This window comes from Streptomyces thioluteus (genome assembly GCF_039535865.1).
Map to the genome: position 1 here is coordinate 24,807 of NZ_BAAAXZ010000037.1, position 21,847 is coordinate 46,653.

Sequence of the window (21,847 nt, forward strand, 5' to 3'; positions counted from 1 at the left end):
CTCCGGACCCGCCTCAGAGCGTTCGCAGGAGGACGGCGGGCCGTTCGACGCAGTCGGCGACGTAGCGCAGGAATCCACCGGCCGTTCCCCCGTCGCACACCCGGTGGTCGAACGCGAGGGACAGCTGCACGACCTGTCGCACGGCCAACTCGCCCTGGTGGACCCAGGGTTTGGGGGCGATCCGGCCGACGCCCAGCATCGCCGCCTCGGGGTGGTTGATGATCGGGGTGGAGCCGTCCACGCCGAAGACGCCGTAGTTGTTGAGGGTGAAGGTGCCGCCGGTCAGCTCCGCCGGGGTGATCCGGCCCTCGCGGGCCGCCTCGGTGAGCCGTGCGATCTCCGCCGAGAGACCGGCCGCGCCCCGGGTGTGCGCGTCGCGGACGACGGGCACGACGAGCCCGCGCGGGGTCTGCGCGGCGAAGCCGAGGTGGACGGCGGGCAGCAGCACGATCTCCTCGGCCTCGGTGTCCACCACGGAGTTGAGCTCGGGGAACTCCGCGAGCGCGGCGGTGCAGATCCGGGCGAGAAGGGCGAGCAGCGAGACCTTCGTCCGGCCGGGGCCCTCGTTCATGGCCCGGCGCGCGGCGAGCAGCTCCGTCGCGTCGGCGTCCACCCAGCAGCTGGCGTCCGGGATCTCGCGCCGGCTGCGGGCGAGCTTCTCGGCGACGACGCCGCGCAGCCCGCGCAGGGGGATGCGCTCGCCCCCGGCCGGGGAGACGGCCCGGGGTGCGGACTCGGCGGCGGCCGTGGCCCGTTCGACGTCGGCACGCAGGATCAGCCCCTCGGGGCCGCTGCCGCGCACCCGGGCCAGATCGACCCCGCGCTCGCGGGCGATCCGCCGCACGAGCGGGGAGATCACGGCGACTTTGGCCGGAACGGGGTCCTCGGCGCGGGCCCCGGCCGTACTGTGGCCGCCTCCGACCGGCGTGTCCGACCAGACCGCCCCGTCGTCCGGCCGCGGCACCGGCTGCGGCACCTGCGGCCGCCGGACGCGGGCCCGGCGGGGGGCCGGGGCCTGGGTGCCGTAACCGACGAGGACGTTGCCGGAGCCCTCGTCGGGAGCGGATTCCGTCCCGGGAGAGGATTCCGTCTCCCCCACGGCCACCGTCAACAGCGGGGCGCCCACCGGCAGTTCCGCGCCCTCCTCGCCGAAGCGCGCCGTGACCACGCCCCCGTAAGGACAGGGCACCTCCACCATCGCCTTGGCAGTCTCGACCTCGACCACCGGCTGGTCCACGGCGACCACGTCGCCGACCTCGACCAGCCAGCGGACGACCTGCGCCTCGGTGAGCCCCTCGCCGAGATCGGGCAGGGCGAACTCCTTCACGGCCGCCATCAGTTGCCCCCTCCGGGCGTCCACTCGGACTCCCACTGAAGCCGGGCGACCGCGTCCAGCACCCGGTCGACTCCCGGCAGATGGTGCTTCTCCAGCATCGGCGGCGGATACGGGACGTCGAAGCCCGTGACCCGCAGTACCGGGGCCTCCAGGTGGTGGAAGCAGCGCTCGGCGACCGTCGCGGCGAGCTCGCCGCCGGGCCCGCCGAAGCCGGTGGCCTCGTGGACGACCACGGCCCGGCCGGTGCGGCGCACGGACGCGACGACGGTCTCCTCGTCGAACGGCACCAGCGAGCGCAGGTCGACGACCTCCAGGTCCCACCCCTCGGCGCGGGCGGCCTCGGCGGCCTCCAGGCAGACGGGGACGGAGGGGCCGTAGGTGATGAGCGTGACGGAGCCGCCCCGGCGGCGGACGACGGCGGTGCCGATGCCCGGCACCGTCTCGGGCCGGTCGGGCTCCCAGTCGGCCTTGGCCCAGTACAGCCGCTTGGGCTCCAGGAAGACGACCGGGTCGTCGGAGGCGATGGCCGCCCGCAGCAGTCCGTAGGCGTCGGCGACGGTGGCCGGGGTGACGACGTGCAGGCCGGGGGTGGCCATGTAGAGCGCCTCGGAGGAGTCGCTGTGATGCTCGACGCCGCCGATCCCGCCGCCGAAGGGGATGCGGATGGTGATCGGCATGGGGACCCGCCCCCGGGTGCGGTTGCGCATCTTCGCCACATGGCTGAAGAGCTGCTCCAGCGCCGGATAGCCGAACGCGTCGAACTGCATCTCCACGACCGGCCGCAGCCCGTACATCGCCATGCCGACGGCCGTGCCGAGGATGCCCGCCTCGGCCAGCGGCGTGTCCGTGCAGCGGTCGTCGCCGAACTCCTGCGCCAGCCCGGCCGTGATCCGGAAGACGCCGCCCAGGGTGCCGACGTCCTCGCCGAGGACGTGGACGGCGGGGTCCTCGGCCATGGCGTCGCGCAGCGCCCGGTTGAGGGCCTGGCTCATGGTGGCGGGCTTGCGGCCCGTCGCGGTGACCGCGGTGGTCATCGGTCCGTTCCTTCCTCGGCGGCCGCCAGCTCGGCCCTCAACTGATCGGCCTGCCGCCTCAGTTGACCCGTCCGCCGGGCGTAGACGTGGTCGAACAGCTCCATGGGGTCGAGCGCGGGGTCCTCGTTCATCCGCTCGCGCAGGTCGGCGGCCATCCGCTCGGCGGCCTCGCGCTCGGCGGCGACGTCCTTCTCCTCCAGCAGCCCGCGCCGCGTGAGCTCCCGCTCCAGCAGCTCGACGGGGTCGTGGGCGCGCCAGGCGGTGACCTCGGCGTCGGTGCGGTAGCGGGTGGCGTCGTCGGCGTTGGTGTGGGCCTCGACGCGGTAGGTCAGGGCCTCGACGAGGGTGGGACCGCCGCCGGCCCGGGCGCGGCGCACGGCCTCGGTGAGGACCTCGTGGACGGCGGGGGCGTCGTTGCCGTCGACCAGGCGGGCGGGTATGCCGTAGCCGACGCCCTTGTGCGCCAGGGAGGGCGCGGCGGTCTGCTTGGCCAGCGGTACGGAGATGGCGAAGCCGTTGTTCTGCACGAGGAAGACGACCGGGGCCTTCCAGACGGCGGCGAAGTTGAGCGCCTCGTGGAAGTCGCCCTCGCTGGTGCCCCCGTCGCCGACCATGGCGAGCGCGACGACGTCGTCCCCCCTTGAGCCGGGCGGCGTGCGCCAGGCCCACGGCGTGCGGGAGTTGGGTGGCCAGCGGGGTGCAGAGGGGGGCCACGCGGTGCTCGCGGGGGTCGTAGCCGGTGTGCCAGTCGCCGCGCAGCAGGGTCAGGGCCTCGACGGGGTCGAGGCCGCGGGCGATCGCGGCGAGGGTGTCGCGGTAGCTGGGGAAGAGCCAGTCGCGCTCCTCCAGGGCCAGGGCGGCGGCGACCTGGCAGGCCTCCTGGCCGGAGGAGGAGGGGTAGACCGCCAGCCGGCCCTGCCGGGTCAGCGCGGTGGCCTGGGTGTTGTAGCGGCGGCCGCGCACCAGGTGCCCGTAGAGCAGCCGCAGGAGCCCGGGGTCGAGCGCGTCGGCGGCGGGGGTGCCCAGCAGCCGGTACGGCCCGTCGTCGGGCAGCAGCGGCACGGGGTCGGTGCGGGGCCGCCAGGCCCGGGACGGGGGCGGCCGGTGCGAACCGGGCTGCTCCAGGACCGTCATGACGAGCACCTCCTCGGGAACGAGCATGACCGGAAAGCACCCTGTGCTCTCCCTACCGATTGTTCGGTCGCCGGGGCATTTTGGCTACAGGCGGCCTCAGCCTGTGGACAAACGGTTTTCCACAGCCTGAGATATGAACAGCGCGTCCATGAAGGGGAGGCATGGCGGTATGCAGGACGAACAGATGGCCAATTCGAGCTCTTCGGACCACAGAGCACCGGCACGGCCGCTCGACGAGATCGACCGCTCGATCCTGCACATGCTCCAGACCGACGGCCGGGCCTCGATACGGTCCGTGGCCGAGCGCGTCCACGTGTCGCGCGCCAACGCGTACGCGCGCGTCAACCGGCTGATCGACGACGGGGTGATACGCGGCTTCGGGGCCCGCATCGACCAGGAGCGGGCGGGGCAGGGCGCGTCGGCCTACATCACGCTGAAGATCGTGCAGAACTCCTGGCGCACGGTGCGCGACAAGCTGCGCACGCTGCCGGGGGCGGCCCATATCGCCCTGGTCAGCGGGGACTTCGACGTCCTGCTGCTGGTGCACACCAAGGACAACCGGGCGCTGCGGGAACTGGTGCTGACCCGCATCCAGGCCATCGAGGAGGTGCTGAGCACCCGGACCCTGCTGGTCTTCGAGGAGCAGGACCTCGAGGACCGGGACATCAAGGAGGGCCCGGCCTGACGCCCGCCCCGGCGGCCCGGTGGCCGGACGGCAGGGAGGGTGCGGCCGTCGGGTCGCCCGAGCGGCCTTGCGGACTGCGGCGGTACGGCACGCACTCCGGCCTTCGCGCAACGTCACGCGGCCCTCGCACGGCTGCCCGGAGCCTCCCGTGGGCTCGCAGCGCCACGCCGCCGGACGGCGCCCGCGCCCCGGCGCTCGATCGCCCGAGCGGCTCAGCGACCCCGCAGGCCCGCGAACGCCGTCAGGATCACCGCGTCCGCCACCTCCTGGGCGGTGGCCGCGCCGCGGCGCTGCGGCCGGTACCACTCCACCACCGAGTTGATCATGCCGAAGAGCAGCCGGGTGGCCAGCCGGACGTCCACGTCGGGGCGCAGGTCGCCGTCGGCCGCGGCCTCCTTGAGCAGGGCCGCGACGCGGTGGTCGAACTCGCGGCGGCGCTCCATCGCCCAGCGCTCGGTGTCCGTGTTGCCCCGCACGCGCAACAGCAGCGTCACATGGGGCAGTTCGGCGATGAGCACCTCGACGGTGCGCCGGGTGACGTACTCCAGCCGGTCCACGGCGCGGCCGCCGGTGGCGCCCGGCTCGTCCAGCACGGCGAAGAGCCCGTCGAGGGCGCGGCTTATGGCCAGCCGGAGGAGCTCCTCCTTGCCCTTGACGTGGTGGTAGATCGAGGACTTGGAGATCCCGGCCGCCTTGGAGAGGTGCTCCATGGACGTGCCGTCGTAGCCCCGCTCGTTGAACACCGCGACGGCGACCGCGAGCAGCGATTCTGGCGTGTAGGTGTCGCGCTTGGCCATGGTCATGATTGAAGCAGGCTCTCCTTGACGGCCGCACGGCGGCGGAGCGGCTGGGACGGGGCGTAGCGGCCGCCGGGGTACTCGAACTCCATGTTCTGCAGGAACCGGCGGACCCATTCGACGTCGAGCTCCCGGCCCCACCCCAGCGGCCCGCGCGGGTAGTTCACGCCGAGGCGCATGGCGGTGTCGATGTCCTCGCGCGAGGCCACGCCGCGGCCGGCGGCGTCCTCGGCGAGGTCGACGAGGAGGGCGACGGTCCGCGCGACGATCATGCCGGGGACGTCGTCGATGACGCTGACGCGCTTGCCGAGGGCCTGGAACAGGCCGGTAGCGGCCCGCACATCGGCCGGGGAGGCGGTCGGCGAGGCAGCGAGGGCCACACGCTCGCAGCGGCGGTAGTCCAGGGCGAGGTCGACGTAGATGTTCGGCTGCGCCGCTTCCGAGGCGGCCGCGTACCCCTCGGTGAGCGTCAGCCGGGCGCCGCCCGGCAGCACGAGGTGTCCGTAGTCGCCGTAGTCGGGCTCGACCCGGGTGACGCCGATGCCCGCCGCCTCGATCAGCTCCGGCAGGACGGCCGCGGGCGGGGGCAGCTCGCCGTGCAGGACGACGGACCCGGGCGCCTTCTCCGACGCGGCCGTGCGCGGCTCGGGGCGCTCCGCGCCCTCCGCATGGTCGTACCAGCCGCGCCCGCTCTTGCGGCCCAGCAGCCCCGCCTCGACCAGGCGCCGCTGGGCGAGGGACGGCGTGAACTTCGGGCTGTGGAAGAACGCCTCGTACACCGAACGGGTGACGGCCTCGTTCACGTCCTGGCCGATGAGGTCGGTCAGCTCGAAGGGGCCCATCGCGAAGCCGCCGCTCCCGCGCAGCACGGCGTCGACCGTCGCCGGGTCGGCGGCGCGCTCCTCCAGGACCCGGAAGGCCTCGGCGTAGAAGGGCCGGGCCACCCGGTTGACGACGAACCCGGGGGTGTCGGCGCAGCGCACGGGCGTCTTGCCCCAGGCCGCCGCGGTGGCGTACGCGACGTCGGCCGCGGCCGGGTCGGTGGCGTGACCGCTGACGACCTCCACCAGCGGCAGCAGGGGGGCGGGGTTGAAGAAGTGCATCCCCACGAGCCGGCCGGGGCGGCGCAGCGGGCCCGCGACGGCCGTCACCGGCAGGGACGAGGTGTTGGTCGCGAGCAGGCAGCCGTCACCGACGACCGCCTCCAGCTCGTTGAACAGCCGCTGCTTGACGTCGAGTCGCTCGACGACGGCCTCGATCACCAGCGCCGACCCGGCGAGGCCGGCGAGCTCCGCGACGGGCCGCAGCCGCTCCCGCGCCGCGTCCCTGCGGGCGGCGGGCATCCGCCCCTTGGCCACCAGCCGGTCCAGCCGCGCGACAACCGCCTCCGCGGCCTCCTCCGCCCGGCCCGGCACCGCGTCGTACAGCCGCACGGGGTGGCCCGCGACGAGGGCGACCTGGGCGATCCCCTGGCCCATCGCGCCCGCGCCGACGACGGACACGGTGCGCTCCGGCTCGATTGCGGTCATGTCTGTGATCCTCCCCGATGGGGTACGGGCGGATTCTCCCGGGCCCCCTTGTCCCGACCGATCGTTCGGTTAATGTATCTGGCGGGTACGACAACGGCACCCCGCCGTGCGCGCCCGGCGCCATCGCACAGCCGCATCAGCACCAGCCGCATCCGAGTTCCGCCCGACGAGGAGTTGGTCAGCCGTGACTGCCGCACTCACCACCGACCAGTTGACCGAGAGCCACGCCGCCACGCTCGACACGGCCCTCGACGCCATCCGCACCCGCGCCTACTGGTCGCCGCACCCCGAACACCCCAAGGCCTACGGGGAGAACGGCACGCAGGACGCGGCGGCGGGCCAGGCCGCCTTCGAGGCCCTGCGCGGGCGCCGCTTCGAGCTCGACCAGCCCGGCACGGACGGCTGGACGGGCTCCGAGATCTCCCCCTACGGCCCCCGGCTGGGCATCGAGTACCCGCACGCGGACGTCGCGGTGCTGCTCCCCGCGATGCGCGCGGCGATGCGCCCCTGGCGCGAGGCCGGCCCGCGCACGCGGGCGCTGGTCTGTCTGGAGATCCTGAAGCGGATCAACGCCCGGACGCACGAGTTGGCGCACGCCGTCATGCACACCAGCGGCCAGGCGTTCATGATGGCCTTCCAGGCCGGCGGCCCGCACGCGCAGGACCGGGGGCTGGAGGCCGTCGCCTACGCCTACGCCGCCCAGGCCGAGGCCGAGCGGACGGCGGAGTGGGTCAAGCCGCAGGGCAAACGCGAACCCCTCAAGCTGGCCAAGGAGTTCACCGCGGCCCCGCGCGGCATCGCCCTCGTCATCGGCTGCAACACCTTCCCCACCTGGAACGGCTACCCCGGCCTGTTCGCCTCCCTCGCCACCGGCAACGCCGTCCTCGTCAAGCCGCACCCGCGCGCCGTCCTGCCGCTCGCGCTGACCGTGCGCATCGCGCGCGAGGTGCTGGCCGAGGCCGGGTTCTCCGCCGACCTCGTGGCCCTCGCCGCCGAGCGGGACGGCGAGGGCGTCGCGAAGACGCTCGCCGTGCACCCCGACGTCCGGATCATCGACTACACCGGCTCCACCGCCTTCGGCGACTGGCTGGAGACCAACGCCCGCCAGGCGCAGGTGTACACGGAGAAGGCCGGCGTCAACACGATCGTCGTCGACTCCACCGCCGACTACCGGGGCATGCTCTCCAACCTGGCCTTCTCGCTCTCGCTCTACAGCGGCCAGATGTGCACCACCCCGCAGAACCTGCTGATCCCGCGCGGCGGCATCGCGACGGACGCCGGCCACAAGACGTACGACGAGGTCGTCGCCGATCTGGCGGCCGCGGTCGAGCAGTTGCTGGGCGACGACGCCCGCGCCAACGCCCTCCTCGGTGCGATCGTCAACGACCAGGTCAAGGAGCGCATCGACGCGGCCGGCCGGATCGGCGAACTCGCCCTCGCCTCACGGACGGTGACCAACCCCGACTTCCCGGACGCGACCGTCCGCACCCCGGTCGTCGTCAAACTCGACGGCGCCAAGCCGGACGCCGAGGCGGCGTACTTCTCCGAGTGCTTCGGCCCGGTCTCCTTCGCGGTGGCCGTGGACTCCACGGCGGAGGCGGTGGAGCTGCTGCGCCGCACGATCCGCGAGAAGGGCGCGATGACGGTCGGCGCGTACACGACCTCGGCCGAGGCGGAGCAACTGATCGAACAGGCCTGCCTGGAGGAGTCCGCCCAGCTCTCCCTGAACCTCACCGGCGGCGTCTACGTCAACCAGACGGCGGCGTTCTCCGACTACCACGGGACGGGCGGCAACCCGGCGGCGAACGCGGCGCTGTGCGACGGGGCGTTCGTGGCGGGGCGGTTCAGGGTGGTGGAGGTACGCCGGGAGTCGTGAGCCGGCGGGCGGATCCCGGGGCGGGGGTTTTCCTCCCCTCCCCGCCCCGCCCTTTCCCCATTTCCACAGGGGCCGCGCCCCTGCGCCACCCCGCGGGGCGGCGGGCGCGGGCCGCACCCGGCCGCCGCCGCGGGGGCTCCGCCCCCTGCACCCCTGAAACCGCGCTCCGCGCGGTTGTCCTCAAACGCCGGACGGGCTGATTGCGCGCCCGGGCCGGAATGCGGCGCGGGGCCAGGGGCGAAGCCCCAGTCAGGGGTCCAGGGGACGGAGCCCCCGGGAGAAACTGGGCGGGCACCGATGAGCCTGCCCGGCGCTTGAGGACTGGGGGGGTACCTCTGGGGGAGCCCGCAGGGCGCTTCGGGGGTCCAGGGGCAGAGCCCCCGGTCAACGCGGCGAAGCCGCGTTACGGGCCCGGGGCTTGCCCCGGAAGAAATGGTGAAAGGGCGGGACCGGGGCAACACCCCCTACGCCGCCCCACCCCCCAACCCACCCCAGTGGAACAACGCCATCCCCACACTCGTGGCGAGGTTATAACTCGACACCCCACTCCGCATCGGCAGCGAAACCACCCGATCCGCCCGCCCCCGCAACTCCTCCGACACCCCATGCCGTTCGGACCCGAACACCAACACCGAGTCGTCGGGAAAAGGCACCGACCGGATGTCGTCCCCGTCCGCGTCCAACGCGAACACCGGCCCCTCCGGCAGATCCTCCGACCGCACCCGCTCCACCGCCGTCGCGAAGTGCAGCCCCGCCCCCGCCCGCACGGCGTTCTGATGCCACGGATCGAGATCCCCGGTGGTGACCACCCCCGTCACCCCGAAGCCCGCGGCCAGCCGCACCACGGCCCCCACGTTCCCCAGGTTCCGCGGATTGTCGAGGACGACGACCGGCGCGCGCCGGGGCCGTGCCGCCAGGGCGGCCAGGTTCGCGCCGCGCGCGGGCCGCACCGCGAGCCCCGCGACCTCCGTCGTGTGCCCCCGGGGCACCAACGAGCGCAGGACCGCCCGGTCCACCTCCACCATCAGCGCGGCGAGCGCGGGCGAGACGTCCGGGGCCAGCCGCTCGGCCAGCGCCAGCACCCCGTCCCGGTCACTGGTGACGACGGGGCCCACCTCGGCCCCGAACCGCAGCGCGTGCTTGAGCGCATGGAATCCGTCGAGCAGCACGGCCGACGGGGCCAGCTCGCCCCACTGCCGCACGGCGATACCGGTCGCGTCCTCGGTCATACCCCCACCCTAAGGCCCTGACCTGGGCAGAAAGCCGGGCCTGGGCAGGAAGCCGGGGCACTCACCCGGCTCGCACCCGCCGGCGCTCCGACTCCTCCGCGGCCACGGCCCCACCGCCCCGCTGCGCGGGCACCCGCACCCGCCCGGCCACCCACCGCGCCCGCCCCGCGACGACGTCCCCCGCCCGCCGCAGCCAGGACGTCGGCAGGAACACCGCGTCCGCGAAGATCATCACGAGCGAGAAGAACGGCAGCCCCAACAGCACCGCGATGCCCACGTGCTCGACCATCATCAGCACCAACAGGACGTTCTTCACCCTGCGGTTGAGCAGCGTGAAGGGGAACGCCGCCTGCACGGCCACCGTGCCGTAGCTGAGCAGCAGCACGATGATCCCGCTGGCCGCGAACGCGTGGGAGAGCCCGGGCCAGGGCGAGAAGTAGTCGAGGTGCAGGGGGTAGTAGAGCGCGGTGCCGTCCTGCCAGAGCGAGCCCTGGATCTTGTACCAGCCGGCCGCACCGTAGATCAGGCAGACCTCGCCCATGATCACCAACAGGGCGGCATTGTGCAGGAGATGACCGAACGCGGCCATGACCGTCCGCACCTCGCCGCCCGCGAGGTCCTCCCGCAGCCGCACCAGCCACCACACACCGTGGAGCAGCCACACCGCCCAGAGCGCCGTTGCCCAGCCGATGCCGGGAACGGGCCCGTGGTCCGTCCACGTCAGCGCGGGGTCGGCGAACACCGTCGCGGCGGCGAGCCCGACGCCGCAGACGGCCCAGAGCACGATCCCGCCCATATCCCGGCGCGGATCCTCCGCACCCCGCCCCTTCCTGACCACCCTCCGCGCGTCCAGCGACCACACCTGACCGCACCGCGTGAACACCGTGTAGATCGCCATGAGATGGAGGACGTTGTCCCCGCCGTCGCCCACGAACACGCTGCGGTTCTGCAGCGACAGCACGCCGATCATGTAGAGCACGGACATGGTCCGGGTCCGCCAGCCGAGCATGAACAGCAGGGCCGTGGCCATCGCGAAGAGGTAGACGAGCTTGAACCACCAGTCCGAGCCGGACCACATGAGCACGGTGAACGCGTGGTTGTCGGCGATCAGCCGACGGGCCAGCTCCCAGCTCCACGGCGCGTCCGGCCCGTACAGCTCCTGGCTGTTGAACCACTCGCGCACCAGGAAGAACAGCCAGGTGAAGGAGAGGCCGATGCGGATCGTGGCCGTCTGGTACGGGCCGAGGGAGGACCCGGTGACCCGGGCGAAGGCGTCGGCGCAGGTCCTGCGCCAGGTGACGGCACTCACCAGGACCTCACCACACCCAGGTCGGACGGGGTGACCCGCCACCAGTCCAGCTCGCGGTAGACCGGCTTCGCGGCGGGCTGCCCCGCGGCCCACGGCGGCGGGGCGACGTTCGTGGTCACGGACCGCAGCTGGACGCGGTGGAGCCGGGTCCCCTCGCGGTCGAGGTTGAGCCGGGAGACCGCGAACCGCCGCAGGTACTCCTCGGAGAGGTCGCCGCGCATGCCCGTGGCCTGGCCCCGGTCGTCGTGCGTGCTGCCGTAGAAGTCCCAGGCGCGGCGCAGTTGGTTCTGCTGCGTGTGACTGGGGAGGGGGTTGTGGAGGATGGCGGCACCGTCCCGGGCGGAGAGATCGGTCCAGGGCGTGATCCTGACGTTGCCGTCCGGGTCGGTGACCTGGGCGCGCACCTGGACGGCGATGTTCTGCTGAAGCGGATTGGGGGCGAAGAACTTCCAGTTCTGCTCGAACTCGGGCAGCACATAGTCACCTATGGTCGCCGCATGCTGCTTGCTGACCGTATTCGGCGGCGCCACATGCAAGAACATGATCACCAGATGCGCCGTGGCGGCCAGGGCGACGGCCACGGCGCCCAGCGCGACGAGCCGGCGCGCGGGCCGGGACAGCCCGGTGGGCGGGGCCGCCCCCGCTTCCCGCTCGTGTCCGTCGTCCGTTTCCATCCACGCCCCGATTCCACTGCCGTCGTCCGAGTGCCGCCGCGTCGCGCGGAGCGCCTCCGCGGACCGCGACGGTCGCACCGAACGGTACCGAGGCGGGCCCCGGCGGCGCAGCGGCCATAAGACCCGATCGTGCCCGCGGCGTCGTCCACAGGCCGTTATCCACAGGCTTGACACCTCCCCGGGGCCGCCTCACCATTGAACCGAACGATCGGTCGGTCGGTATGGCATCGGTACGGCACGAGGGGGCTCGGCAATGACGACGGCAGCACCGGAGTCGGTGGAGACGATGGATACGTCCGCCCTGGAAGCCGCGTTCGACGCGGCGGTCGCCGCGGACGAGCGCATCGAGCCCCGCGACTGGATGCCGGACGCCTACCGGGCCACCCTGGTGCGGCAGATGGCACAGCACGCACACTCCGAGATCATCGGCATGCAGCCCGAGGCCAACTGGATCACCAGGGCCCCCTCGCTGCGGCGCAAGGCCATCCTCATGGCCAAGGTGCAGGACGAGGCCGGCCACGGCCTCTACCTCTACAGCGCCGCCGAGACCCTCGGCACCAGCCGCGACGAGCTCCTCGACAAGCTCCACTCCGGCCGCCAGAAATACTCCTCCATCTTCAACTACCCCACCCTGACCTGGGCGGACGTCGGCGCCATCGGCTGGCTCGTGGACGGCGCGGCGATCACCAACCAGGTCCCGCTGTGCCGCTGTTCCTACGGGCCGTACGCGCGGGCCATGGTCCGCGTCTGCAAGGAGGAGTCCTTCCACCAGCGCCAGGGCTACGAGCTGCTGCTCGCCCTCAGCCGCGGCACCGAGGCCCAGCACGCGATGGCCCAGGACGCCGTGGACCGCTGGTGGTGGCCGTCCCTGATGATGTTCGGCCCGCCGGACGACGAGTCCGCGCACTCCGCGCAGTCGATGGCCTGGAAGATCAAGCGCCACTCCAACGACGAGCTGCGCCAGCGCTTCGTCGACATCTGCGTCCCGCAGGCCGAGTCCCTCGGCCTGACCCTCCCGGACCCCGCCCTCCGGTGGAACGAGGAGCGCGGCCACCACGACTTCGGCCCGATCGACTGGGACGAGTTCCAGCAGGTCCTCCGCGGCAACGGCCCGTGCAACGACCAGCGGCTCGACCGGCGCCGGAAGGCCCACGAGGACGGCGCCTGGGTCCGCGAGGCGGCCCTGGCCCACGCGGCGAAGCACAGCCCGGAGCAGGGCACCACCGAGCACCCGGAGGCGAGCGCATGACCGGCACCGACTGGCCCCTGTGGGAGGTGTTCGTGCGCAGCAGGCGCGGCCTCGCGCACACCCACGCCGGCAGCCTCCACGCCCCGGACGCCCAGCTGGCCCTGCGCAACGCGCGCGATCTGTACACCCGGCGCTCCGAGGGCGTCTCGATCTGGGTCGTCCCCTCGGCGTCGATCACCGCCTCGTCGCCGGACGAGAAGGACCCGTTCTTCGAGCCCGCCGCCGACAAGGCGTACCGCCACCCCACCTTCTACGAGATCCCCGAAGGGGTGCGGCACCTGTGACTCCCGTACCGCCCGTGAACGCCGTACCGCCCGCGGCCGCCCTCGCCCTCGGTGACGACGCCCTGGTCCTCTCGCACCGGCTGGGGGAGTGGGCCGGCCGGGCGCCGGTCCTGGAGGAGGAGGTCGCGCTCGCCAACATCGCGCTCGACCTGCTCGGCCAGGCCCGCACCCTGCTCTCCCTCACGGGCGACGAGGACGAGCTGGCCTACCTCCGCGAGGAACGCGCCTTCCGCAACGTCCAGCTCGTCGAGCAGCCCAACGGCGACTTCGCCACCACCATCGCCCGCCAGCTCTGCTTCTCCACCTACCAGCACCTGCTGTACGGCCAACTCGCGGGCGGCGACGGCCCGTTCTCCCCCCTGGCCGCCAAGGCCGTCAAGGAGACCGCCTACCACCGCGACCACGCGGAGCAGTGGACCCTGCGGCTCGGCGACGGCACGGCGGAGAGCCACGGGCGGATGCAGCGCGCCGTGGACGGCCTCTGGCGCTACACGGGCGAGCTGTTCCAGCCGGTGGAGGGCCTCCCGGAGGTCAACTGGCCCGCCCTGCACGACACATGGACGACCCTGGTCACGGACGTGCTGGAGCGGGCGACCCTGGAAACGCCCACCGGACCGCAGTCGGTGGCCTGGGCGGCGGGGGCCGGCCGCCAGGGCGTCCACACCGAGCCCTTCGGCCGCCTGCTCGCCGAGATGCAGCACCTGCACCGCAGCCACCCGGGGGCGACATGGTGACGGCCCCGACGCCCCTGGAGGAACGCCTCCGCGCACTGGCCGGAGCGGTCCCCGACCCGGAGCTGCCCATGATCACCCTGGCCGAGCTCGGGGTGCTGCGCGGCCTGCGCGTCACCGGCCCCGGCCGGGTCGAGGTGGAGCTCACCCCCACCTACACCGGCTGCCCGGCCGTCGAGGCCATGTCCGCCGACATCGAGCGCGTCCTGCACGAGCACGGACAGGCCGAGGTGTCCGTGCACACCGTGCTCTCCCCCGCCTGGTCCACGGACGACATCACGGCCGAAGGCCGCCGCAAGCTGGCCGCGTCGGGCATCGCGCCGCCCCGGCCCGGCCCCCTGGCCGGCGGACCGGTCGCCCTGGAGCTGGGCCCCACCCGACTCGCCGCGGAGCCGGTGCGCTGCCCGCACTGCGGCTCCCCCGACACCACACTGCTCAGCCGCTTCTCCTCCACCGCCTGCAAGGCCCTGCGACGCTGCGAGGCGTGCCGCGAACCCTTCGACCACTTCAAGGAGTTGTGATGGCAGCGGCCCGCCACGGCATCTTCCACCCCCTGCGGATCGCGGCCGTCGACCCGCTCACCGACGACTCCGTCGCCCTCTCCTTCGAGGTGCCCGAGGAACTGCGCGAGGAGTTCCGCCACGCACCCGGCCAGCACCTGACGCTGCGCCGCCGGGCCGAGGGCACCGAGGTGCGCCGCACCTACTCCGTCTGCGGCACGGCGCCGACGCCCGGCGACGGGGGGCCGCGGACGCTGCGCGTGGGCGTCCGGCTGGTGGACGGCGGCGCGTTCTCGACCTACGCCTTCAAGGAACTGGCCGTGGGCGACGTGCTGGACGTGATGACGCCGGCCGGCCGCTTCGTCCTGGAGCCCCGGCCCGGGCACTTCGCGGCGATCGTCGGCGGCAGCGGCATCACCCCCGTCCTGTGCATCGCCGCCACCCTGCTCGCCCGCGAGCCGACGGCCCGGTTCACCCTGCTGCGCAGCGACCGCACGACGGCGTCCACGATGTTCCTGGAGGAGGTCGCCGACCTCAAGGACCGCTATCCGGAACGCCTCCAGGTCGTCCAGACCCTCTCCCGCGAGGAGCAGCAGGCGGGCCCGGCGTCCGGCCGCCTCGACGAGGAGCGGCTGACCGGCCTGCTGCCGGCGCTGCTCCCGGTGGACGCGGTGGACGGCTGGTTCCTCTGCGGCCCGCACGGGCTGGTCATGGGCGCCGAACGGGCCCTGCGCGGCCTGGGCGTGGCCCGGGCGCGGATCCACGAGGAGATCTTCCACGTCGAGGACTCGGCGGCGCCGCGCACCCCGCCCCCCAAGGCCCCCGCGCACAGCACGGTCTCCGCGACCCTCCACGGTCGCGGCGGCACATGGCCCGTCCAGGACGGGGAGTCCCTGCTGGAGGCGGTCCTCCGCAACCGCCCGGACGCGCCGTACGCGTGCAAGGGCGGCGTCTGCGGGACGTGCCGGGCCTTCCTCGTCTCCGGCGAGGTCCGGATGGACCGCAACTTCGCACTGGAGGAAGAGGAGTTGGAGTCCGGATACGTGCTGGCGTGCCAGTCCCACCCGACGACGGAGCAGGTGGAACTGGACTTCGACCGCTGACTCAGCCCGCAATTCAGCCCGTCCGGCGCTTGAGGACTTCGCCCGAAGGGCGAACGGGGTCCGGGGTCTCCCCGGGAAACGACGAAAGGGCGGGCCAGGGGCAAACTCCCCCTAGATCACAGCCCCCGCCGCACCCCCGGCCGCGACAACCGGCCGCCCCGCCGCGGCCCACGCCTCCATCCCGCCGGCCACATTCGCCGCGTCCAGACCCTGCTGCAGCAGATACGCGGTGACCTGCGCCGACCGCCCGCCGGACCGGCAGATCACATTCACCCGCCGCCCGTCGTCGATCACGTCCGACAACTCCCCGTACCGCACCGCGAAGTCGCTCATCGGAACATGCAGCGCATCCTCCGCATGCCCCGCCTCCCACTCGTCGTTCTCGCGCACGTCGAGCAGGAGGTCACCCGCCGAGAGATCGCCGACATTGACCGTGGGCACACTGGATCCGAAAGTCATGCGCCCGACGCTACCCGAACCGCTGGTCGGTCATCCCCGCCAGCCGGGCCTCGCGCTCGGCGATCTGCGTCAGCAGCCCGCCCGCGACCTCCTCCAGCAGCCCGTCCGGGTCGTCCGGCGCCATCTTGATCATCGAGCCGATCGCGGACGCCTCCAGTTCCGCGGCCACGGCGGAGAGCATCTCCTTGCGCCGGGCCAGCCACTCCAGCCGCGCGTAGAGCTCCTCGGCGGGGCTCGGCCGCCGCTGGGCGGGGACGGGCCCCGCGGCCCATTCCTCGGCCAGCTCCCCCAGGAGCGCCTCGTCCCCCGCCGCGTACGCCGCGTTGACCCGCACCATGAAGGACTCGCGCCGCCGTCGGTCGCCCTCGTCGGGCGCCAGGTCGGGGTGGGCGCGGCGGACCAGTTCGCGGTACGCCTTGCGGGCCCCGTCGCTGGGCCGCACCCGCTGCGGCGGGCGGACCCGCTGCCCGGTGAGCATCGCCGACGCCTCGGGCGGCAGCCCCTCCGAATCCAGCCAGCCCCCGAAGAGCTCCTCCACCCCGGGCATCGGCTGGACCAGCGCCCGCGCCTCCCGGGCCCGCCGCAGGTCCTCCGGGTCGCCCGAGCGCGCCGCGACGGCCTCGGCGATCAGCGCGTCCAGCTCCTCCAGCCGCGCGTACAGGGGCCCGAGCCGCTGGTGGTGCAGGCGGGAGAAGTTCTCCACCTCCACCCGGAAGGTCTCCACGGCGATCTCGAACTCGATCAGCGCCTGCTCGGCCGTCCGCACGGCCTGTGCCAGCCGGTCGGTGCCGGGCTCCGACGGAACTTCGGTCTCCGGATTCGTCACCCGCCCAGCGTACGAGCTCCGCCGCGACGCATCGCCCGAGTACCGCCTCAGACGCCGACCGCCTCCTCCATCTCCTCCTCCGCCTCGGCGGCCCGGGCGGACTGCACGCGCCCCCGCCGCTCCACGGCCCACGCGGCACCCAGCACCACCAGGCCGACCGCGAGCCACGCCACCAGCGTGCCCACGTACCCGCCGAGCCCGTGGCCGTCGAAGTACACGAGGCTGCGCGTGCCCTCCACGAAGCCGGCGCCGTTCCAGAAACCGTGCAGCCCCCTGAAGAAGCCGTTCTGGAGCTCGGGCCGGAAGACACCGCCGGAGCTGGTGAAGTTCAGCATGACGAACAGCACCATCACGCCCAGGGTCGTCCACCGCTTGAGGAAGGTGTGCAGCCCGGTCCCGACGAACAGCACGCCCGCCGAGTAGATCCACGCCAGCCCCCAGGTCCCCCACAGGTCGTGCTCGACCAGCTGGAAGACGGGCCCGGCCAGCACGGTCCCGATCACGCTCACCACCAGCGAGACGGCGGCCGCCAGCGCCGCCCGTATCTTCAGCGGCAGCACGCCGCCGGCTCCGCCGAGCACCGCGACCGAGGCGTACGAGCCGATGCTCAGCGCGACGAGCAGGAAGAAGATGCCCTGTCCGGTGGGGTCGTGCCCGGCGGGCGGGACGACGTCGGTCACCTTCAGCGGGGCGCCCTGGCGCGCGGCGACCGGGGTGAAGACCTTCTGCACGGCCGAGGCCGTGGTGTCCGACCCCGCCGTGGCGACCAGCAGCTCGGGCGCGCGCCGGTCCGGGACGTACGCCCCGAAGACCTCCCGGTGCTCCAGCGCCCGCACGGCCGCGCCCCGGTCGGCCACGGTGCGGACGGACAGCTTGTCGCCCGCCTTCTCACCGATCGCCGCCGCCAGGTGCTCGGCACGCGGGCCGGAGCCGACGACCGCCACCGGCAGCTCGTGCGGCGTGGGCTGCGCGAAGGCACCGAGGTAGGCGAGCCCCATTCCGACGCACATCAGCAGCGGGGTGAGCAGGTGGGTCAGCACGTGCCGGAGCGCGCTGCGCGTCGCGGGCCTCATGGGCACCCCTCTCCAAGGTTGGTTGGCTTATACAACTCTCTATCCAGTTGTACTATACAACCAAAGCGACGGAAGGAACCCTCGTGCCGCACCGAGCCGACTCCCTGGACACCATCCAGCGCGAACTGACGGCCTTCGCCCGCCGGGCCCGAGCCGCCGCCGCGCAGCTCCACCCCGAGCTGTCGCTCGTCTCGTACACCCTCCTCGCCCACCTCCAGGACCAGCGGGGGTGCCGCGCCACCGACCTCGCGGCGCACTACCTGCTCGACAAGTCCACGGTGAGCCGGCAGATCGCGGCCCTGGAGCAACTCGGCTTCGTCGAACGCCGCACCGACCCGCAGGACCAGCGGGTCCAGGTGCTGCACCTCACCGACCTCGGCACCGCGGTCCTGGACCAGGTCGCGGCCAGCCGCCGGACGGCCTTCGAGGAGCGCCTCGCCGACTGGAACGAGGACGACCTGGCCCGCTTCGCGTCCTACCTGCTGCGCTACAACGCATCGGGATCAGCCCGGGATTGACCGGGGTCGCGGGCCGGGCCCGCGGGCGGGAGGAGGGGCTGAGAGATAAGGCACACCGAACGGTGTCCGAACACAACGAAACAGGCCCCGTCGTTTTCACGACGAGGCCTGTTCCTCATGGTGCGCGAGGGGGGAGTTGAACCCCCACGCCCTTGCGGGCACTGGAACCTGAATCCAGCGCGTCTGCCTATTCCGCCACCCGCGCATTGGGTGTGCCTTCCGGCTTGCGCTCCCTCTCCGGACTTCCGTCCGGTTCGCGGTGCGCCCGCCTTCCGACATGCAGAACATTAGCACGCCCCGGAGGGTCCCTTCACACCCGTGATCTACCGGGGGCCCCGGGGAGGCCCCCCGGGCACCCGCGGGGACGCCGCCGGTTGCGGGACACTGGCTCTCCGGCAGCTCTACGATCCGGGTGAGGAGCGGTGAGGGAGCGCGGAGGCAGTGCGTAGGCGACACTCATCACTCCTGGCGCCGAAGGGGAACCAGCCGTTTTCCCGGCGCGTGGATACGATCAGTAAGCAGTATCAGGAACGGCACCGAGCATCACAGGCGTCACCGAGGGAAGGAGGTGCCCCGTGGGAGTACTGAAGCGCTTCGAGCAGCGACTCGAAGGTCTCGTGAACGGCACCTTTGCCAAGGTGTTCAAGTCCGAGGTGCAGCCCGTCGAGATCGCCGGCGCACTCCAGCGCGAGTGCGACAACAACGCCACCATCTGGAACCGTGACCGCACGGTCGTTCCCAACGACTTCATCGTGGAGCTGAGCGCCCCGGACTTCGAGCGGCTCAGCCCGTACTCCGGCCAGCTCGGCGACGAACTGGCCGGCATGGTCCGCGACTACGCCAAGCAGCAGCGGTACACCTTCATGGGGACCATCAAGGTCCACCTGGAGAAGGCGGACGACCTCGACACCGGGCTGTACCGGGTGCGCAGCCGCACCCTGGCGTCCAGTGAGTCCCAGGAACCGCAGGGATACCAGGGGCAGGCGGCCCACCAGCCGACGTACGGCGCGGGCGCCCCCCGCGGCGCTTCCCCCGCCCCCCAGGGCGGCGGCTACCCGGAGCGGCCGGCCGGCGCCCCGCCCATGCCCTCGTCCCCGCCGCCCGGTGCGGCCCGTCCCCAGCCCCGCGCGGGCGGGCCGGGTGCCGGCGCGGGAGAGCGCATGCGCCGCTGGATCGAGATCAACGGCACCCGCCACCAGATCTCCCGGGCCACCCTGGTGCTGGGCCGCAGCACCGAGGCGGACGTCCGGATCGACGACCCCGGCGTCTCCCGCCGGCACTGCGAGATCCGCGTCGGCACCCCCGCGACCGTCCAGGACCTGGGGTCCACCAACGGCATCGTCGTGGACGGGCAGCACACCACGCGCGCTACGCTCCGCGACGGCTCACGCATCGTCGTGGGCAGCACCACCATCGTTTACCGGCAAGCCGAAGGGTGAAGCGGGGGCAATGTCAGAGCTGACCCTCACGGTCATGCGGTTGGGTTTCCTCGCCGTACTGTGGCTGTTCGTCATCGTGGCCGTCCAGGTCATCCGCAGCGACCTGTTCGGCACCCGGGTGACCGCGCGCGGCTCGCGCCGCGGCGGCGACACCCGTCCCGCACAGCGGGCGGCCCAGCAGACCACGCCGCCGCCGCAGCGCCAGCAGTCCGGCGGCCGGCGCGGAGCCGGCCGGGCCGAGAGCCGCGGCCGCCGCGGCGCCCCCACCAAGCTGGTGATCTCGGAGGGCACCCTCACCGGCACCACCGTGGCCCTGCAGGGCCAGACCATCACCCTCGGCCGGGCCCACGACTCGACGATCGTGCTGGATGACGACTACGCCTCCAGCCGGCATGCCAGGATCTACCCGGACCGCGACGGACGCTGGATCGTCGAGGACCTCAGCTCGACCAACGGCACCTATCTCGACCGGACCCGGCTGACCACCCCGACCCCGATCCCGCTCGGCGCGCCGATCCGCATCGGCAAGACCGTCATCGAGCTGCGGAAGTAGTAGGACCATGACGACCGGAGGGTGGGCATCGAGGTGGGCAAGGGGCTGTACCCGGAGCCGACTGGCGAGGTGCGCATGAGTCTGTCGCTGCGTTTCGCCGCCGGATCCCACAAGGGCATGATCCGGGAAGGCAACGAGGACTCCGGTTACGCCGGTCCCCGGCTGCTCGCCATCGCCGACGGCATGGGCGGCCAGGCCGCGGGCGAGGTGGCCAGTTCCGAGGTGATCTCCACCCTGGTGAGCCTGGACGACGACGTCCCGGGGTCCGACCTCCTCACCTCCCTCGGCACCGCCGTCCACCGCGCCAACGAGCAGCTGCGCTCGATGGTCGAGGAGGACCCGCAGCTGGAGGGCATGGGCACCACGCTCACCGCCCTGCTGTGGACGGGTCAGCGGCTCGGCCTGGTGCACGTCGGCGACTCCCGCGCGTACCTGCTGCGCGACGGCGTCCTCACCCAGATCACCCAGGACCACACCTGGGTCCAGCGGCTCGTCGACGAGGGCCGGATCACCGAGGAGGAGGCCACCACGCACCCGCAGCGCTCGCTGCTGATGCGTGCGCTGGGCAGCGGCGACCACGTCGAGCCCGACCTCTCGATCCGCGAGGTGCGGCCCGGCGACCGCTATCTGATCTGCTCCGACGGCCTCTCCGGGGTCGTCAGCCACGAGACCATCGAGGAGCGGCTGGCCAGCTACCAGGGCCCGCAGGAGACGGTCCAGGAGCTGATCGAGCTCGCCCTGCGCGGCGGCGGCCCGGACAACGTCACCGTGATCGTCGCGGACGTGCTGGACGTGGACGGCGGGGACACCCTCGCGGCCCAGCAGTTCAGCGACACCCCCGTGGTCGTCGGCGCGGTCGCCGAGAACCAGTTCCCCCTCGGCCACCTGGGCGCCATGCAGACCCCGGCCGGACGCGCGTCCGAGCTGGGCCGCACCCCGCCCGCCCCGGGCCCGTCCGGCGGCTTCGGCCCGCCCGGCAGCGGCCCGGCCGTGGGCGACGCCCCGGACGGCGCGTTCGGCGCGTTCCACGACGACTACGACGAGGACGGCATCGAGCCGGCCCGGCCGCCCCGCCGCGGTGGCTGGGTCAAGCGGTCGCTGATCATCGCCGTGGTGCTCGGCGTCGTCGGAGGCGGCCTCTACGGCGGCTACGAGTGGACGCAGACGCAGTACTACGTGGGTGCCAAGGACAACTCCCACGTCGCCCTCTACCAGGGCATCAACCAGGACCTCGCCTGGATCAGCCTCAGCAGGCTGTACCAGGACCACCCCGAGATCGAACTCAAGTACCTCCCCGTGGACCAGCGGGGCCGGGTCGAGGACACGATCGCGGTCGGCAGCCGGGACCAGGCGGTGCAGAAGGTCAAGGACCTCGGCACGCTGGCCAGCGCCTGCAAGAAGAAGGACGAGCAGCAGAAGGCCGAACGGCGGCAGCGCGAGAGCCAGAAGCCGGACGCACCGCAGCCGGACGGCCGGAAGCCCGAGAACGGCAAGCCCACCGGGGCCGCG

21 protein-coding genes, 1 tRNA gene and 1 pseudogene are annotated in these 21,847 nt (G+C 73.0%); 11 read left to right on the forward strand and 12 right to left on the reverse strand.

What is annotated here, in order from left to right; all coding sequences use genetic code 11:
- Positions 1–13: 13 nt before the first annotated feature.
- From ABD794_RS05130 to pdhA, 3 genes and pseudogenes are all read right to left on the reverse strand, one after another.
- Positions 14–1,336 (reverse strand): dihydrolipoamide acetyltransferase family protein, encoded by a 1,323-nt coding sequence (locus ABD794_RS05130; protein ID WP_344961094.1) that lies wholly within the window; start codon positions 1,334–1,336, stop codon positions 14–16.
- On the reverse strand, positions 1,336–2,370 hold the full coding sequence (locus tag ABD794_RS05135) for an alpha-ketoacid dehydrogenase subunit beta (RefSeq protein WP_344961095.1): 1,035 nt from the start codon (positions 2,368–2,370) through the stop codon (positions 1,336–1,338). The genes ABD794_RS05130 and ABD794_RS05135 overlap by 1 nt, the downstream gene beginning before the upstream one ends.
- Positions 2,367–3,504: pseudogene (pdhA, locus tag ABD794_RS05140) on the reverse strand (pyruvate dehydrogenase (acetyl-transferring) E1 component subunit alpha). The gene ABD794_RS05135 and the pseudogene pdhA overlap by 4 nt, the downstream one beginning before the upstream one ends.
- A gap of 169 nt (positions 3,505–3,673) precedes the next feature.
- On the opposite strand from pdhA, the gene ABD794_RS05145 reads away from it, so the two are divergent.
- Entirely contained in the window at positions 3,674–4,189 is a 516-nt protein-coding gene (locus tag ABD794_RS05145; RefSeq protein ID WP_344961096.1) for an Lrp/AsnC family transcriptional regulator, read from the forward strand.
- 212 nt (positions 4,190–4,401) lie between these two features.
- Here ABD794_RS05145 and ABD794_RS05150 read toward each other — a convergent pair whose 3' ends face one another.
- A complete protein-coding gene (locus tag ABD794_RS05150) occupies positions 4,402–4,992 on the reverse strand; it encodes a TetR/AcrR family transcriptional regulator (protein WP_344961097.1) in 591 nt (196 codons plus the stop codon).
- Positions 4,989–6,515, reverse strand: a complete 1,527-nt coding sequence (locus ABD794_RS05155; RefSeq protein WP_344961098.1) for a 3-hydroxyacyl-CoA dehydrogenase — start codon at positions 6,513–6,515, stop codon at positions 4,989–4,991. The genes ABD794_RS05150 and ABD794_RS05155 overlap by 4 nt, the downstream gene beginning before the upstream one ends.
- 184 nt (positions 6,516–6,699) lie before the next feature.
- Here ABD794_RS05155 and paaN point away from each other — a divergent pair, with 184 nt between their 5' ends.
- Positions 6,700–8,391 carry a phenylacetic acid degradation protein PaaN gene (gene paaN / locus ABD794_RS05160; RefSeq protein ID WP_344961099.1) on the forward strand — a complete coding sequence of 564 codons (1,692 nt, stop codon included), beginning with the start codon at positions 6,700–6,702 and terminating at the stop codon, positions 8,389–8,391.
- A 464-nt stretch (positions 8,392–8,855) separates the two neighbouring features.
- Here the strand turns inward: paaN and ABD794_RS05165 are convergent, their stop codons facing one another.
- The 3 genes from ABD794_RS05165 to ABD794_RS05175 form a co-directional block, all read right to left on the reverse strand.
- Positions 8,856–9,620: a TrmH family RNA methyltransferase gene (locus tag ABD794_RS05165; protein ID WP_344961100.1), complete on the reverse strand. Its 765-nt coding sequence runs from the start codon at positions 9,618–9,620 to the stop codon at positions 8,856–8,858.
- A 61-nt stretch (positions 9,621–9,681) separates the two neighbouring features.
- On the reverse strand, positions 9,682–10,929 hold the full coding sequence (locus ABD794_RS05170; RefSeq protein ID WP_344961101.1) for an HTTM domain-containing protein: 1,248 nt from the start codon (positions 10,927–10,929) through the stop codon (positions 9,682–9,684).
- Positions 10,926–11,603 (reverse strand): DUF5819 family protein, encoded by a 678-nt coding sequence (locus ABD794_RS05175; protein ID WP_344961102.1) that lies wholly within the window; start codon positions 11,601–11,603, stop codon positions 10,926–10,928. The genes ABD794_RS05170 and ABD794_RS05175 overlap by 4 nt, the downstream gene beginning before the upstream one ends.
- A gap of 253 nt (positions 11,604–11,856) precedes the next feature.
- Between ABD794_RS05175 and paaA the strand changes: the two genes are divergently transcribed.
- Genes paaA through ABD794_RS05200 form a run of 5 tightly spaced genes read left to right on the forward strand, consistent with a single transcriptional unit; the run spans position 11,857 to position 15,470 of the window.
- Entirely contained in the window at positions 11,857–12,852 is a 996-nt protein-coding gene (paaA, locus tag ABD794_RS05180) for a 1,2-phenylacetyl-CoA epoxidase subunit PaaA (RefSeq protein WP_344961103.1), read from the forward strand.
- A complete protein-coding gene (gene paaB, locus ABD794_RS05185) occupies positions 12,849–13,136 on the forward strand; it encodes a 1,2-phenylacetyl-CoA epoxidase subunit PaaB (RefSeq protein WP_344961104.1) in 288 nt (95 codons plus the stop codon). The genes paaA and paaB overlap by 4 nt, the downstream gene beginning before the upstream one ends.
- A gap of 14 nt (positions 13,137–13,150) precedes the next feature.
- Positions 13,151–13,870, forward strand: a complete 720-nt coding sequence (gene paaC / locus ABD794_RS05190; RefSeq protein ID WP_344961105.1) for a 1,2-phenylacetyl-CoA epoxidase subunit PaaC — start codon at positions 13,151–13,153, stop codon at positions 13,868–13,870.
- Entirely contained in the window at positions 13,864–14,388 is a 525-nt protein-coding gene (paaD, locus tag ABD794_RS05195; protein ID WP_344961106.1) for a 1,2-phenylacetyl-CoA epoxidase subunit PaaD, read from the forward strand. The genes paaC and paaD overlap by 7 nt, the downstream gene beginning before the upstream one ends.
- On the forward strand, positions 14,388–15,470 hold the full coding sequence (locus tag ABD794_RS05200; RefSeq protein WP_344961107.1) for a 2Fe-2S iron-sulfur cluster-binding protein: 1,083 nt from the start codon (positions 14,388–14,390) through the stop codon (positions 15,468–15,470). Before paaD ends, ABD794_RS05200 begins: the two co-directional genes overlap by 1 nt.
- 111 nt (positions 15,471–15,581) lie before the next feature.
- Here ABD794_RS05200 and ABD794_RS05205 read toward each other — a convergent pair whose 3' ends face one another.
- Genes ABD794_RS05205 through ABD794_RS05215 form a run of 3 tightly spaced genes read right to left on the reverse strand, consistent with a single transcriptional unit; the run spans position 15,582 to position 17,828 of the window.
- Entirely contained in the window at positions 15,582–15,929 is a 348-nt protein-coding gene (locus tag ABD794_RS05205) for a rhodanese-like domain-containing protein (RefSeq protein ID WP_344961108.1), read from the reverse strand.
- A 10-nt stretch (positions 15,930–15,939) separates the two neighbouring features.
- On the reverse strand, positions 15,940–16,755 hold the full coding sequence (locus ABD794_RS05210; protein WP_344961109.1) for a J domain-containing protein: 816 nt from the start codon (positions 16,753–16,755) through the stop codon (positions 15,940–15,942).
- Between the two features lie 47 nt (positions 16,756–16,802).
- A complete protein-coding gene (locus ABD794_RS05215) occupies positions 16,803–17,828 on the reverse strand; it encodes an ABC-2 transporter permease (RefSeq protein ID WP_344961110.1) in 1,026 nt (341 codons plus the stop codon).
- Positions 17,829–17,911: 83 nt separating this feature from the next.
- On the opposite strand from ABD794_RS05215, the gene ABD794_RS05220 reads away from it, so the two are divergent.
- Entirely contained in the window at positions 17,912–18,346 is a 435-nt protein-coding gene (locus ABD794_RS05220; RefSeq protein WP_344961111.1) for a MarR family winged helix-turn-helix transcriptional regulator, read from the forward strand.
- A 118-nt stretch (positions 18,347–18,464) separates the two neighbouring features.
- On the opposite strand, the gene ABD794_RS05225 is transcribed toward ABD794_RS05220, so the two are convergent.
- Positions 18,465–18,551: transfer RNA gene (locus ABD794_RS05225), tRNA-Leu, on the reverse strand.
- A 370-nt stretch (positions 18,552–18,921) separates the two neighbouring features.
- On the opposite strand from ABD794_RS05225, the gene ABD794_RS05230 reads away from it, so the two are divergent.
- From ABD794_RS05230 to ABD794_RS05240, 3 genes are all read left to right on the forward strand, one after another.
- Positions 18,922–19,785: an FHA domain-containing protein gene (locus ABD794_RS05230; RefSeq protein ID WP_344961113.1), complete on the forward strand. Its 864-nt coding sequence runs from the start codon at positions 18,922–18,924 to the stop codon at positions 19,783–19,785.
- 10 nt (positions 19,786–19,795) lie between these two features.
- Positions 19,796–20,338 (forward strand): FHA domain-containing protein FhaB/FipA, encoded by a 543-nt coding sequence (locus ABD794_RS05235; protein WP_344961114.1) that lies wholly within the window; start codon positions 19,796–19,798, stop codon positions 20,336–20,338.
- 75 nt (positions 20,339–20,413) lie between these two features.
- A partial coding sequence (locus ABD794_RS05240) for a Stp1/IreP family PP2C-type Ser/Thr phosphatase (protein ID WP_344961117.1) occupies positions 20,414–21,847 on the forward strand: 1,434 nt, incomplete at its 3' end.

Coding starts and splice junctions, on each gene's coding strand:
- ABD794_RS05145 (WP_344961096.1), top strand. CDS start 3,674: ATGCAGGACGAACAGATGGCCAATTCGAGCTCTTCGGACCACAGAGCA.
- ABD794_RS05155 (WP_344961098.1), bottom strand. CDS start 6,515: ATGACCGCAATCGAGCCGGAGCGCACCGTGTCCGTCGTCGGCGCGGGC.
- paaD (WP_344961106.1), top strand. CDS start 13,864: ATGGTGACGGCCCCGACGCCCCTGGAGGAACGCCTCCGCGCACTGGCC.
- ABD794_RS05205 (WP_344961108.1), bottom strand. CDS start 15,929: ATGACTTTCGGATCCAGTGTGCCCACGGTCAATGTCGGCGATCTCTCG.
- ABD794_RS05150 (WP_344961097.1), bottom strand. CDS start 4,992: ATGACCATGGCCAAGCGCGACACCTACACGCCAGAATCGCTGCTCGCG.
- ABD794_RS05215 (WP_344961110.1), bottom strand. CDS start 17,828: ATGAGGCCCGCGACGCGCAGCGCGCTCCGGCACGTGCTGACCCACCTG.
- ABD794_RS05135 (WP_344961095.1), bottom strand. CDS start 2,370: ATGACCACCGCGGTCACCGCGACGGGCCGCAAGCCCGCCACCATGAGC.
- paaA (WP_344961103.1), top strand. CDS start 11,857: ATGACGACGGCAGCACCGGAGTCGGTGGAGACGATGGATACGTCCGCC.
- ABD794_RS05165 (WP_344961100.1), bottom strand. CDS start 9,620: ATGACCGAGGACGCGACCGGTATCGCCGTGCGGCAGTGGGGCGAGCTG.
- ABD794_RS05130 (WP_344961094.1), bottom strand. CDS start 1,336: ATGGCGGCCGTGAAGGAGTTCGCCCTGCCCGATCTCGGCGAGGGGCTC.
- ABD794_RS05175 (WP_344961102.1), bottom strand. CDS start 11,603: ATGGAAACGGACGACGGACACGAGCGGGAAGCGGGGGCGGCCCCGCCC.
- paaB (WP_344961104.1), top strand. CDS start 12,849: ATGACCGGCACCGACTGGCCCCTGTGGGAGGTGTTCGTGCGCAGCAGG.
- ABD794_RS05200 (WP_344961107.1), top strand. CDS start 14,388: ATGGCAGCGGCCCGCCACGGCATCTTCCACCCCCTGCGGATCGCGGCC.
- ABD794_RS05235 (WP_344961114.1), top strand. CDS start 19,796: ATGTCAGAGCTGACCCTCACGGTCATGCGGTTGGGTTTCCTCGCCGTA.